The sequence below is a fragment of the Sphingomonas sp. DC4900 genome (genome assembly GCF_049896485.1).
GTDB classification, from domain to species: Bacteria; Pseudomonadota; Alphaproteobacteria; order Sphingomonadales; family Sphingomonadaceae; genus Sphingomonas; species Sphingomonas aquatilis.
The window spans coordinates 165397-177577 of the sequence record NZ_JAFCUK010000001.1 but is presented as its reverse complement, the minus strand read 5'-3'; the positions used below and the strand labels follow the sequence as shown (position 1 = coordinate 177577).

Genomic DNA, 12181 nt, shown 5'->3' with positions numbered 1-12181 from the left:
GGAAATATATCATGCGCCATATGCTGTTCGCGCTCACCGCCGCCGCGCTCGTCCTGCCTGCCAGCGTCGCGCTGCCGGTCAGCAAGGCCGAGGCCAAACGGCATCACCACCGCTATGCGCATGAGCGCGGCTATCGCTACGCGCACGGCTGCCGCTATTCGAGCGGGACGACGGGCCTGGTGGCGGGCGGCGTCGGCGGTGCGCTCGTCGGCAATTCGCTGCTCGGCCATGGCGCGCTCGGCACGATCGCAGGCGGCGTCGGCGGTGCCTTTGCCGGCCGGGCGATCGATCGCACGATCACCGCCAAGCGTCGCTGCCGCTAAGGCGCCGCGATCCAAAGTGTTGCGGGATGCGCGTTGGAACCTTAGTCCGGCGCGCATCATGACCGATACCGATCTGCGCTCCGCCGCTCTCGACTCCAAGGCCTGGCCGTTCGAAGAGGCGCGTAAGCTGCTGAAACGCTTTCCGGACGGCAAGCCCCTTGGTGAGCCGATCCTGTTCGAAACCGGCTATGGCCCGTCGGGCCTGCCGCATATCGGCACGTTCAACGAAGTGCTGCGCACGACGATGGTGCGCAACGCCTTCCATGCGCTGAGCGACCAGCCGACGCGCCTGATCGCGTTCAGCGACGACATGGACGGGTTGCGCAAGGTGCCCGACAATGTCCCCAACGGCGACATGCTGCGCGAACATCTCGGCAAGCCGCTGACGCGCATCCCCGATCCGTTCGGCAAGTTCGACAGCTTCGCCGCGCACAACAATGCGATGCTGCGTGCCTTCCTCGACCGGTTCGGCTTCGACTACGAATTCGCCTCGTCCACGGACTATTACGAGGGCGGCAAGTTCGACGACGCCATCAAGGGCGTGCTGCGCCACTATCAGGGCATCCTCGACGTGATGCTGCCGACGCTGCGGGCGGAACGGCGCGAGACCTATTCGCCGGTCCTGCCGGTCAGTCCGACGAGCGGTGTCGTGCTGCAGGTGCCGGTCGAGGTGGTCGACGCGGACGCCGGCACGATCGCCTTCACCGACGAGACCGGCGAACGGATCGTCCAGTCCGCGCTGGGCGGCATGGCGAAGCTGCAATGGAAGGTCGACTGGGCGATGCGCTGGGTGGCGCTCGGCGTCGACTACGAAATGGCGGGCAAGGACCTGATCGATTCGGTGACGCAATCGTCGAAGATCGCGCGCGTGCTCGGCGGACGCCCGCCCGAAGGCTTCAACTACGAGATGTTCCTCGACGAAAAGGGCGAAAAGATTTCCAAGTCCAAGGGCAACGGCCTCAGTCTCGACCAGTGGCTGACCTATGGCCCTGAGGAGAGTCTGGCCTTCTTCGCCTATCGCGAACCCAAGAAGGCGAAGGCGCTGCATTTCGGCGTCATCCCGCGCGCGGTCGACGATTATTGGCAGTTCCGCGGCAATTATCCGACGCAGGAACTGCCGCAGAAGCTGGGCAACCCCGTCCACCACATCCACGACGGCAATGTGCCGAGCGCGACGTTACCGGTGACGTTCGGGCTGCTGCTCAACCTCGTCGGCGTGATGGGCGAGGCGAGCAAGGAGCAGGTATGGGGCTATCTGCGCAATTACGTCCCCGATGCGACGCCGGAGCGCGACCCCGAGCTCGACCGACTGATCGGCTATGCGCTGGCTTATGCCCGCGATTTCGTCGCGCCGACGCTGAAGCGCCGTGCGCCCGAGGGCGTCGAGGTGGAGGCGCTGCGCCGGCTGGACGCCGATCTCGCCGCGCTGCCCGCCGACGCGAGCGCGGAGGATATCCAGAACGTCGTCTACGAGATCGGCAAGACCGCCGGCTTCGAAAGCTTACGCGACTGGTTCAAGGCGCTGTACGAGACACTGCTGGGGTCCGAACAGGGGCCGCGCATGGGGAGCTTCATCGCGCTGTACGGGGTGGAGAACAGCCGGACGCTGATCGCTGAGGCGCTGGCGAAGGTCACTGCCTAAGTCCTCCCCCGCCAGGGGGAGGTGGCGCCGCGTAGCGGTGACGGAGGGGGAGGTATGCGGCGGAGGTCGTGTTTGCGGAAACGCCCCCTCCACCGCTGACGCGGGGGAGGAATTGGGCGGATCTACCATCGCTCTTGCGCACTAAAGCGGAACTACGCGCCGCCCTTGGCCATTGATCTTGCTGCACTGCAGCAAGGTCGGTTAGGGCAGCATCCATGACGTTACGACAGACTGCCGAGGCGCATCCCGGCCTCGTCCATCTTGCGCTCGCCGTTGGCGGATTTGCGATCGGGACGACCGAATTTGCGGCGATGAGCCTGGAGCCGGACCTGGCCCGCGGGCTGGGCATCGACGCGCCGACCGTGGGGCATATCATCAGCGCCTACGCCTTGGGCGTGGTGGTCGGCGCACCGACGATCGCGGTGCTGTCGGCCCGTATGGCGCGGCGCAGCCTGTTGATCGGGCTGATGGCGCTGTTTGCGATCGGCAATACGCTGTCCGCCCTCGCGCCGTCTTATGGCTGGATGCTTGCGTTCCGATTCCTCGCAGGCCTGCCGCATGGCGCCTATTTCGGAATCGCCTCGCTCGTCGCCGCGTCGCTGGTGCCGACCGCGCAGCGGACGCAGGCGGTCGGACGCGTGATGCTGGGCCTGACCGTTGCGACGATCGTCGGCGTACCGGTTGCGACCTGGCTGGGGCAAATGGCGAGCTGGCGCTGGGTGTTTGCGCTTGTCGCACTCCTGGCGCTGACCACCGCGAGCCTCGTCGCCGTGCTGGCCCCCATCGACAGCCCCGATCGCAGCGTCAGCCCTTTGCGCGAACTCGGCGCCCTCAAGCGGCGGCAGGTGTGGCTGACGCTCGGCACCGGTGCGATCGGCTTCGGCGGCATGTTCGCGGTCTACACCTATCTCGCCGCGACGCTGCACGACGTCACCGGCGTGGCACCGCAGACCGTGCCGATCATGCTGGCGGTGTTCGGTGCCGGCATGACGATCGGCAATTTGATCGTGCCGCGCTTCGCGGACCGGGCGCTGATGCCGACGGCGGGTGCGCTGCTGCTGTGGTCGGCGGCGTCGCTGGCGGTCTATCCCTTATGTGCGGGAAGTCTGTGGACGCTGATCCCCGACGTCTTCGCGATCGGCTTAGGGGGTGCGCTGGGCACGGTATTGCAGACGCGGCTGATGGACGTGGCGGGTGACGCGCAGGCGCTGGCCGCGGCGCTGAACCATTCGGCGTTCAATACCGCCAACGCGATCGGCCCGTGGCTGGGGGGCCTCGCCATTGCGGGCGGGCTCGGCTGGACGTCGACCGGACTGGTCGGCGCCGGTCTGGCGCTGGGCGGCTTTGCGATCTGGGCGGTCTCGTTCGCCATCGAGCGCGGCGGGTTCGGCTTGCCAGCAGGGCGCGAGCCGTTACGTCAGACGGGATGACCAAGGCCTCCGCCCATCGCCGCCACGCGCTGCGCGCCTTTCTGCACGGAGAGGCGGCGGGTGGGATCGTGCTGATCGCCGCGGCCGCGCTGGCGATGATCGCCGCCAACTGGCCGGCGACGGCGCATGGCTATGAGGCGCTGCTGCACGCGCAGATCGGCCCGACGCTCGCGCCCGCTTTGGGGCCGATGACCGTTCACCTGTGGATCAACGACGGGCTGATGGCGCTGTTCTTCCTGCTCGTCGGGCTGGAGATCAAGCGGGAGTTCGTCGGTGGCCGGCTGGCCAGCGCCGACCGGCGGCGGCTGCCGTTCATCGCCGCGGTCGCGGGGATGGCGGTGCCGGCGCTCGTCTTCCTGCTCGTCGCGGGCGATACGCCGGGATTGCAGCCCGGCTGGGCGATCCCCGCCGCGACCGACATCGCCTTTGCGATCGGCGTGCTGGCGCTGCTTGGATCGCGCGTGCCCTCGTCGCTCAAGCTGCTGCTGACCACCGTCGCGATCGTCGACGACATGGGCGCGGTGGCGATCATCGCCGTCGCCTATACCGATTCGATCCGCGTCCTGGCGCTGGCCGGCGCGGGGCTTGCGCTGCTGGTGCTCTACGTCCTCAACCGGCGGCAGGTGATGGCGCTGTGGCCCTATCTTCTGGCAGGGGCCGCGCTGTGGCTGTTCGTGCTGCAATCGGGTGTGCATGCGACGATCGCCGGCGTGATGACCGCCATGCTGGTGCCGATCCGCCGCGATGAGGCGGGATCGCCGCTCCACCGGCTGGAGCATGCGCTGCATCCGTGGAGCGCCTTTGCCATCGTGCCGCTGTTCGGCTTCGCCAATGCCGGCGTGTCGCTGACCGGCGTCGGGCTGGAGACGTTCGCCCAGCCGCTGGTGCTCGGCATCGCACTCGGACTGTTTCTGGGCAAGCAGACCGGCATCCTGGCAGCGATCTGGGGCGCAGACCGGCTGGGGATCGCACGCCGCCCCGCGGGGGTGAGCTGGGGGCAGCTGTACGGCATGGCGCTGATCGCCGGCATCGGCTTCACGATGAGCCTATTCATCGGTGGCCTCGCCTTCGCCGATCCTGCGCAGATGGACGCGGTTAAGATCGGCGTCCTCGCCGGTTCGATCGCTTCGGCGCTGGCAGGCGCGGCGGTGCTGGTGATCGCGGGACGCCGGGCGCATGCCACCCACTGACTCGGTGATCGCGCCCATTGCGCTGGGCACGCCCGCCTATCGCCGGCTGACGCTGGCGATGCTGTTCGCGGGCTTTTCGACCTTTTCGCTGCTCTACGCCGTCCAACCCCTGCTGCCGTTGTTCGCACACGATTATGCGCTGAGTGCGGAGGGCGCGTCGCTGGCCGTGTCGCTCGCAACCGGACCGCTGGCGATCGCAATCCTGTTTGCGGGCGTCCTGTCCGACCGGATCGGGCGGCGGCCATTGATGATCGCGGCGATGTTTTCGGCGGGGCTGTTGACGCTCGCCGCGGCAGTGGCGCCGGGATGGCACGCGCTGCTGGCGCTTAGGCTGCTCACCGGCCTCGCGCTTGCCGGCGTGCCGGCAGTGGCGATGGCCTATGTCGCCGAAGAGGTGGATGCGGCGACGGTGGGCGCGGCGATGGGCCTGTACATCGCCGGCAGCGCGCTGGGCGGCATGGGCGGACGGCTGATCGCCAGCCTGATCGCGGACGTCGCGGATTGGCGCTGGGCACTGGGCGGCGTCGGCTTCGCCGGCGTGGTGATGGCGGAAGCGTTTCGCCGGCTGGCACCGCCGTCACGCCGCTTCGTCGCGAGCACCGCACGCAACCCGCTCGCCGGCATCGCGACCCTGCTGCGCGACCGGGCGTTGCCGCTGCTCTACGCCGAAGCCTTCCTGCTGATGGGCCTGTTCGTCACGCTGTACAATTACGCCGGCTTCCGCCTGATCGCGCCGCCATATGGCCTCAGCCAGGCGGCAGTCGGCATGGTCTTCCTGCTATATATCCTGGGATCGGTGAGCTCGACGCTGTTCGGCGGCTTTGCGGGACGGGTTGGCCGACGGCGGGTGTTCTGGCTGCCGATCGTCGTGCTGATCGCAGGCATCGCCGTCGCGGCGGCGACGCCGCTGTGGCTGGTCGTCGTCGGCATCGCGCTGGTGACGATCGGCTTCTTCGGCGCGCATTCGATCGCCAGCGCTTGGGTGGGGCGGCGCGCGGCGGGTCATCGCGGCCAAGGCGCCGCGCTGTATCTGTTCTTCTATTACCTCGGATCGAGCGTGCTGGGCTCGGCCGGCGGCATCGCGTGGAGCCGCGGCGCCTGGCCGGGGGTGACGCTGTTCTGCCTGATCCTCGCGGCTCTGGCATTGGTGGTGGCGCTGCTGCTGACCCGGATACCGCCGCTGCCGATGCCCGAAACGAACGGACCCGGACTGCCCGCAGCCTGACCGAACCGGGCCCATCTTGTCGGCGGCAAAGCTTTTCTTTCTATTCCCATCGGAATGGAGGGATATGCTCGCAGGTCTGGGAGACTTGCCATGCCGACGCTGTCCTCACCGCCCGAATCCCCTGCCGCCGGCGCGACGCTGGTCGAGGCGGTCGGCGCGCTGCGCAGCGCCCGGGCGGCCTGGCGCGACCGGCAGCAGCCCCAGCGTGCCGCGGCCATCTTCCCTTCGCGCGAGGCGATCGAGCGCGTCGTCACGCTGCTCGCCGAAGCGCTCTATCCCCGCCGTCTGGGCCAGCAGCGCGTGGCGCCGAAGGACGAGGATCATTTCGTCGCCGCCAAGCTGACCGCCGCCTTCGCCGATCTGGAACGCGAGATCGACCGTGAGCTCGGCTATTGGCAGATGGAGGCGCGCACCGCCTTCGCCGCGGATCAGGCCGCGACGATCGTGCGGCTGTTCGCCGGCACGCTCGGCGATATCCGCCGGCTGATCGACAGCGACGTCGAGGCCGCCTTCCTGGGCGATCCCGCCGCGGGCAGCACCGTCGAAATCCTCGTCTGCTATCCCGGCGCGATCGCCAGCCTGCATCATCGTATCGCGCACCAGCTGCACAATCTGGGCGCGCCGATCGTCGCGCGCATGATTTCCGAGCTCGCCAACGAACGCACCGGGATCGACATCCACCCCGGTGCGACGATCGGCGCGCGCTTCTTCATCGACCATGGCACCGGCGTCGTCATCGGCGAAACCGCGATCGTCGGCACGGGCGTGCGCCTGTACCAGCACGTGACGCTCGGCGCGCGCAGTCCGCTGGGCGCAGCGCGGCGATCCCCGCACGAACGGTATGCGCGCCATCCGATCGTCGGCGACGATGTCGTCATCTATGCCGGCGCGACGATCCTCGGCCGCGTCACGATCGGCGACGGTGCGACGATCGGCGGCAACGTCTGGCTGCTCGAAGACGTGCCCGCCGGCGGCGTGGTGGTGCAGCCCGAAGCCACGTTGCTCGCGGCCTCCGCCAGCCTGGCATTGCGCGACACGCTGGTCGCGGCGCTGGTGTGATGGGGCAGGCCCGCCCTTTGTCGCGCCGCCCCGTCATCGGGGTGCTGTGCTGCAACGAGGTCGCGGCACGGCCGGTGCAGGTCGTCGCGAGCCGCTTCATCGCGCCGCTGACGACGCTGGCGCAGGCGACGGTGTTGCTGGTGCCCGCGATGCCGGGGACCACCGATACCGAGACGCTCTCCGCGGTGCTCGACGGACTGCTGCTCACCGGATCGCGCAGCCATGTCGCGCCCGGTCGCTATGGCGGCGCGCCCCTGCCGGACGATCAGGTGACGGACGATTGCCGCGACGAGGTCGCGCTGGCGCTTGCCGGACGGATGATCGAGGCGGGCAAGCCCGTCTTCGGCATCTGCCGCGGGTTGCAGGAGATCAACGTGCTGTTCGGCGGCACGCTGGCCGCGGCCAGCCATCCCGGCCGCCACCATCGTGGCGCGTGGGAGGGCGATTACGATTCGCTGTTCGACCACGGTCATGACGTGGAGCTGACCCCAAACGGCCGGCTTGCGGGCGCGACCGGTGCCCGCCGCGTCCGCGTCAATTCGGTGCATCAACAGGGCATCGACCGGCTGGGCCGCGGCCTCTCGATCGAGGCGATCGCGGCAGACGATGGCCTCGTTGAGGCGGTGTCGGCGCGCCCCTGCGGCGGCGAGGTGCTGGGCGTGCAATGGCATCCCGAATGGGACGCCGCTGACTCGCCCGCCAGCCGCGCCTTCTTTTCGCTGATCGGCGCCGCCCTGCACCGCGGCCGCCCACCCGTTCCATCGCCATCCGGTTTCTAAAGGGAGAACGACATGAAGACTGCCATCCTGCTGCCCGTCCTCGGCCTCGCCGCGCTGGGCCTTGCCGCCTGCGGCCCCAAGACCGAATCGGGCAACACAGCCGCGGAAACGGTCACGCTCAACGACGACGGCGCCGTCTTCGACAATGCAGCGGGTCTGGAAACGGACGGCAATTCGGCCGCTGGCGATACCGCGCTGACGGGCAATATCGCGGACAACGCCACCGCCCCGGCAGCCGGCAACGCGCTGTAACGCCTACCCCTTTTTCGAACACGCCAAGGTAAGCTCCCTAGGCGTAGACTGGCGGTCCGACATTGCTGGTGTCGGGCCGTCTCTTTGTGTGGGGAGTGGGGACGATCCGAGGCGCGGGACGCCGTGAGTGCCGGGCGCGCGGTTACTCAGTGGTAGCGCATCAGGCCGGGTCGTCGCCCCAGCGTAGGCGGGGCCTTTGGCGACGCTGTTCGCGCGCTATCGTCGGGAGGTCGCAGCCTTCGCGGGGATGACGGCGGTGGAATGGAGGCGAGGCTAGTCCAGCCAACCTCTCCGGACCCACGACGCGGGAGTAAATCCCGCGTCGTCAGTCGCCGCTACGGCGGCGCTGCCCGTGTCGGCGGATGACAGCGAGGCTGCGCCTGCTGTCACCGGCGGGCAACCCGCGTTGCCCGCCTTCCGCCGTCACAGCTTCTCGGTGAGTTCCGGCACGACCTTGAACAGGTCGCCGACGAGGCCGATGTCCGCGACCTGGAAGATCGGGGCGTCTTCGTCCTTGTTGATCGCGACGATCACCTTGGAGTCCTTCATGCCGGCAAGGTGCTGGATCGCGCCGGAAATGCCGACCGCGATATAGACTTCCGGTGCAACGATCTTGCCGGTCTGGCCGACCTGATAGTCGTTGGGCACGAAGCCCGCGTCGACCGCCGCACGGCTCGCGCCGACGCCGGCACCCAGCTTGTCGGCGAGCGGCTCGATCAGCGCGTGGAAGTTCTCGCCATTCTGCAGCGCGCGGCCGCCCGACACGATGATCTTGGCCGAGGTCAGTTCGGGACGTGCATTCTGCGCGATCTCGGAGCCGACATAGGACGAGACGCCCTTGTCGCCCGCCGACGCGACCGCCTCGATCGCGGCCGAGCCACCCTCGGCAGCTGCCTTTTCGAAGGCGGTGCCGCGGACGGTGATCACCTTCTTGGCGTCCGACGTCTGCACCGTCGCGATCGCATTGCCGGCGTAGATGGGCCGCGTGAACGTGTCCTCGCCCTCGACCGACAGGATGTCGCTGATCTGCATCACGTCGAGCAGCGCGGCGACGCGCGGCGCGACATTCTTACCGGTGGTCGTCGACGGCGCGACGAAGGCATCGTGATGCCCCATCAGTTCCACGACCAGCGGCGCGATATTCTCGGCGAGGGCATGGGCGTAGGCCGCGTCGTCGGCGACATGGACCTTGCCGACGCCGGCGATCTTCGCCGCCGCCTGCGCGACGCCATCGACGCCCTGGCCGGCGACGAGCAGATGCACCTCACCCAGCTTCGACGCGGCGGTGACCGCCGACAGCGTGGCATCCTTTACCGTCGAGCCATCATGCTCGACCCATACGAGCGTCTTCACTTGGCAATCCCCATGGCATGCAGCTTGGTCACGAGTTCGTCGACATCGGCGACCTTGATCCCGGCCTGGCGCTTACCCGGCTCGACGACCTTCAGCGTCGTGATGCGGGGCGTGACGTCGACGCCGTAATCGGCGGCGGTCTTCTGCGCGAGCGGCTTGGACTTGGCCTTCATGATGTTGGGCAGCGAGGCATAGCGCGGCTCGTTGAGGCGCAGGTCGGTGGTGACGATCGCGGGGAGCGGGAACTTGTCCGTTTCCAGGCCGCCATCGACTTCACGCGTCACGGTGACGTCGCTGTCCGTCAGCTCGACCTTCGAGGCGAACGTGCCCTGGCCCCAGCCGAGCAGGCCGGCGAGCATCTGGCCGGTCTGGTTGTTGTCGTCGTCGATCGCCTGCTTGCCCAGGATGACGAGGCTCGGCTGCTCTTCCTCGACGATCTTGGCGAGGATCTTGGCGACGCCGAGCGGCTCAACCTTGGTGTCGCTGGTCACGAGGATACCGCGGTCGGCCCCCATCGCGAGCGCGGTGCGGATCGTTTCCTGCGCCTTCGCCTCGCCGATCGAGACGACGACGATCTCGGTGACGCCCTTGTCCTTGAGGCGGATCGCCTCTTCGACGGCGATTTCGTCGAAGGGGTTCATGCTCATCTTGACGTTGGCAAGATCCACGCCCGAACCGTCCGCCTTCACGCGGGGCTTCACATTATAGTCAAGCACGCGCTTGACCGGCACCAGCACCTTCATAGGCTTCCTTCCGATTGCGCCTCCGACGCCTTTTTGGCGTCGTATCGGCGGGTGAGATGGCGGTTTTCCGTGCCTTTCGCAAGTCCGGTACGGAAAGCGCCGGTTGCCGTAACGGCAGGTCTACCGCCCAAACGAATCAGGCCCGGACATGATGCCCGAGCCTGAGGAATTTTCTATCGCAAAGTCCTCCCCCGCCAGGGGGGGACCGTTCGGCATCAGCCGAATGGTCGAAGGGGAGGTCAGGAACGGCCTTCATTACGAACGCCCCCTTATCCTCCCCATCCGTCACCGCTGCGCGGCGCCACCTCCCCCTTGCGGGGGAGGACTTGGGGATCACGCGGCCTTCTGGACCTCTGCGACGATCTTCTTCGCCGCATCGCCCAGGTCGTTCGCCGGAACGATCGCGAGGCCCGAGTTCGCCAGAATGTCCTTGCCGGCCTGCACGTTCGTGCCTTCCAGGCGGACGACCAGCGGCACCGACAGGTTCACTTCCTTCGCCGCCGCGACGATGCCCTCGGCGATGATGTCGCACTTCATGATGCCGCCGAAGATGTTGACGAGGATACCCTTCACCGCCGGATCGGCGAGAATGATCTTGAACGCCGCCGTCACCTTCTCCTTGTTGGCGCCGCCGCCGACATCGAGGAAGTTGGCCGGGAACATGCCGTTCAGCTTGATGATGTCCATCGTCGCCATGGCGAGGCCGGCGCCGTTGACCATGCAGCCGATGTCACCGTCGAGCTTGATGTAGGCGAGGTCGTACTTCGACGCCTCCAGCTCCATCGCGTCCTCTTCGGTGGTGTCGCGCAGCTCCATCAGGTCCTTGTGACGGAACATGGCGTTGCCATCGAAGCCGACCTTGGCGTCGAGCACGACCAGCTTGCCATCGTCGGTGACGGCGAGCGGGTTGATCTCGATCTGCTCGGCATCGGTGCCGAGGAACGCGTCGTACAGCTTCGACGCGACGCTGGCCGCCTGCTTGGCGAGGTCGCCGGTCAGTTCGAGCGCGGCGGCGACGGCGCGGCCGTGGTGCGGCATGAAGCCGGTCGCGGTGTCGATGTCGATCGAATGGATTTTCTCGGGCGTGTCATGCGCCACGGTCTCGATGTCCATGCCGCCTTCGGTCGAAGCGACCATCGAGACGCGGCCGGTCGCGCGGTTGACGAGCAGCGCGAGGTAGAATTCCTTGGCGATGTCGACGCCGTCGGTGATGTACAGGCGGTTGACCTGCTTGCCGGCGTCGCCGGTCTGGATCGTCACCAGCGTGTTGCCGAGCATGTCAGTCGCGTGCGCGCGGACTTCGTCAGCGGTCTTGGCGAGGCGGACGCCGCCCTTGGCGTCGGGGCCGAGTTCCTTGAACTTGCCCTTGCCGCGGCCGCCGGCGTGGATCTGCGCCTTGACGACATACAGCGGTCCGGGGAGCTTCTTCGATGCCTCGACCGCTTCCTCGACGCTGAGCGCCGCAAAGCCTGCCGGCACGGGCACGCCGAACTTCGCCAGCAGTTCCTTGGCTTGATATTCGTGGATGTTCATGGCCTGCCTCGCATTATGCTATAAAGAGGAGATTGCCGCCGCCCTTTGCACAGGCGGCGCGACGAATCCACCCCGGATATAGCACGGGGATCGATCGTTATCGCAAACGCTTCGCATTAGATGGAATACGCATGTCCTGGCCGATCGGCATCCTTCTGTTTCTGGCGACGGTGATCGGCATGGAGGGCTTTGCCTATGCCGCGCACCGCTGGATCATGCATGGGCCGGGCTGGTTCCTGCATGCGAGCCACCACACCAAGCGCGAAGGCAATTGGGAGCTTAACGACCTGTACGCGGCGATCTTCGCGGTGCCCTCGTTCGTGCTGTTGCTGGGCGGGGTGCAGCTGGGCTGGTGGCCGGGCTTCGCGTGGATCGGCGCGGGGATCGCGGCCTATGGCGCGATCTATTTCGGGTTCCACGACATCATCGTCCATCAGCGGATCCCGACGCGCTATCTGCCCAAGTCCACCTACATGAAGCGGATCGTCCAGGCGCATCGGCTGCACCATGTCGTCGAGACGCGCGAGGGCAACGTCAGCTTCGGCTTCCTGGTCGCTCCCCGGCCCGAAGCCCTGAAGGCCGAACTCAAGCGGCGCGGGCGGCAGGGGGTGCGGGCGCCCGCCGGGGAGCCGTTGGCAGAAAAGTAACGCCT

Annotated in this window: 12 protein-coding genes; 9 read left to right on the top strand and 3 right to left on the bottom strand. The window is 67.6% G+C overall.

The genetic code is table 11. From position 1 onward, the window contains the following. Positions 1 to 11: 11 nt before the first annotated feature. The 8 genes from ACP690_RS00885 to ACP690_RS00850 all read left to right on the top strand — a co-directional run bounded on the left by ACP690_RS00885 (position 12) and on the right by ACP690_RS00850 (position 7900). Positions 12 to 323: a hypothetical protein gene (locus ACP690_RS00885; protein ID WP_043060996.1), complete on the top strand. Its 312-nt coding sequence runs from the start codon at positions 12 to 14 to the stop codon at positions 321 to 323. Between the two features lie 58 nt (positions 324 to 381). Continuing rightward, a complete protein-coding gene (locus tag ACP690_RS00880) occupies positions 382 to 1965 on the top strand; it encodes a lysine--tRNA ligase (protein WP_426259858.1) in 1584 nt (527 codons plus the stop codon). A gap of 215 nt (positions 1966 to 2180) precedes the next feature. Then, positions 2181 to 3395: an MFS transporter gene (locus ACP690_RS00875; protein WP_426255490.1), complete on the top strand. Its 1215-nt coding sequence runs from the start codon at positions 2181 to 2183 to the stop codon at positions 3393 to 3395. Further along, positions 3392 to 4585 (top strand): Na+/H+ antiporter NhaA, encoded by a 1194-nt coding sequence (nhaA, locus tag ACP690_RS00870; RefSeq protein ID WP_426259857.1) that lies wholly within the window; start codon positions 3392 to 3394, stop codon positions 4583 to 4585. Before ACP690_RS00875 ends, nhaA begins: the two co-directional genes overlap by 4 nt. Beyond that, a complete protein-coding gene (locus ACP690_RS00865) occupies positions 4572 to 5810 on the top strand; it encodes an MFS transporter (protein ID WP_426259856.1) in 1239 nt (412 codons plus the stop codon). The genes nhaA and ACP690_RS00865 overlap by 14 nt, the downstream gene beginning before the upstream one ends. A gap of 90 nt (positions 5811 to 5900) precedes the next feature. Then, entirely contained in the window at positions 5901 to 6869 is a 969-nt protein-coding gene (epsC, locus tag ACP690_RS00860) for a serine O-acetyltransferase EpsC (protein WP_426259855.1), read from the top strand. Between the two features lie 41 nt (positions 6870 to 6910). After that, positions 6911 to 7648 (top strand): gamma-glutamyl-gamma-aminobutyrate hydrolase family protein, encoded by a 738-nt coding sequence (locus ACP690_RS00855; protein ID WP_426260015.1) that lies wholly within the window; start codon positions 6911 to 6913, stop codon positions 7646 to 7648. A gap of 12 nt (positions 7649 to 7660) precedes the next feature. Beyond that, the gene (locus ACP690_RS00850; RefSeq protein ID WP_426259854.1) at positions 7661 to 7900 is read left to right on the top strand and encodes a hypothetical protein; all 240 of its coding nucleotides are present in this window, start codon (positions 7661 to 7663) and stop codon (positions 7898 to 7900) included. Between the two features lie 423 nt (positions 7901 to 8323). On the opposite strand, the gene ACP690_RS00845 is transcribed toward ACP690_RS00850, so the two are convergent. From ACP690_RS00845 to sucC, 3 genes are all read right to left on the bottom strand, one after another. Next, entirely contained in the window at positions 8324 to 9253 is a 930-nt protein-coding gene (locus ACP690_RS00845; RefSeq protein ID WP_426259853.1) for an electron transfer flavoprotein subunit alpha/FixB family protein, read from the bottom strand. Beyond that, complete coding sequence (locus tag ACP690_RS00840; protein ID WP_017980455.1) at positions 9250 to 9996, bottom strand: electron transfer flavoprotein subunit beta/FixA family protein; 747 nt, start codon at positions 9994 to 9996, stop codon at positions 9250 to 9252. Before ACP690_RS00840 ends, ACP690_RS00845 begins: the two co-directional genes overlap by 4 nt. A 333-nt stretch (positions 9997 to 10329) precedes the next feature. Further along, positions 10330 to 11529, bottom strand: coding sequence for an ADP-forming succinate--CoA ligase subunit beta (gene sucC / locus ACP690_RS00835; protein WP_017980456.1), 1200 nt, complete (start codon positions 11527 to 11529; stop codon positions 10330 to 10332). 131 nt (positions 11530 to 11660) lie between these two features. Here sucC and ACP690_RS00830 point away from each other — a divergent pair, with 131 nt between their 5' ends. After that, the gene (locus tag ACP690_RS00830; protein ID WP_294313763.1) at positions 11661 to 12176 is read left to right on the top strand and encodes a sterol desaturase family protein; all 516 of its coding nucleotides are present in this window, start codon (positions 11661 to 11663) and stop codon (positions 12174 to 12176) included. The last annotated feature ends 5 nt before the right edge of the window (positions 12177 to 12181 follow it).

Bases quoted from the DNA above. Each gene is read 5' to 3' on its own strand.
- sucC (WP_017980456.1), bottom strand. From the start codon at position 11,529: ATGAACATCCACGAATATCAAGCCAAGGAACTGCTGGCGAAGTTCGGC.
- ACP690_RS00885 (WP_043060996.1), top strand. From the start codon at position 12: ATGCGCCATATGCTGTTCGCGCTCACCGCCGCCGCGCTCGTCCTGCCT.
- ACP690_RS00875 (WP_426255490.1), top strand. From the start codon at position 2,181: ATGACGTTACGACAGACTGCCGAGGCGCATCCCGGCCTCGTCCATCTT.
- epsC (WP_426259855.1), top strand. From the start codon at position 5,901: ATGCCGACGCTGTCCTCACCGCCCGAATCCCCTGCCGCCGGCGCGACG.
- ACP690_RS00880 (WP_426259858.1), top strand. From the start codon at position 382: ATGACCGATACCGATCTGCGCTCCGCCGCTCTCGACTCCAAGGCCTGG.
- ACP690_RS00850 (WP_426259854.1), top strand. From the start codon at position 7,661: ATGAAGACTGCCATCCTGCTGCCCGTCCTCGGCCTCGCCGCGCTGGGC.
- ACP690_RS00840 (WP_017980455.1), bottom strand. From the start codon at position 9,996: ATGAAGGTGCTGGTGCCGGTCAAGCGCGTGCTTGACTATAATGTGAAG.
- ACP690_RS00830 (WP_294313763.1), top strand. From the start codon at position 11,661: ATGTCCTGGCCGATCGGCATCCTTCTGTTTCTGGCGACGGTGATCGGC.
- ACP690_RS00865 (WP_426259856.1), top strand. From the start codon at position 4,572: ATGCCACCCACTGACTCGGTGATCGCGCCCATTGCGCTGGGCACGCCC.
- nhaA (WP_426259857.1), top strand. From the start codon at position 3,392: ATGACCAAGGCCTCCGCCCATCGCCGCCACGCGCTGCGCGCCTTTCTG.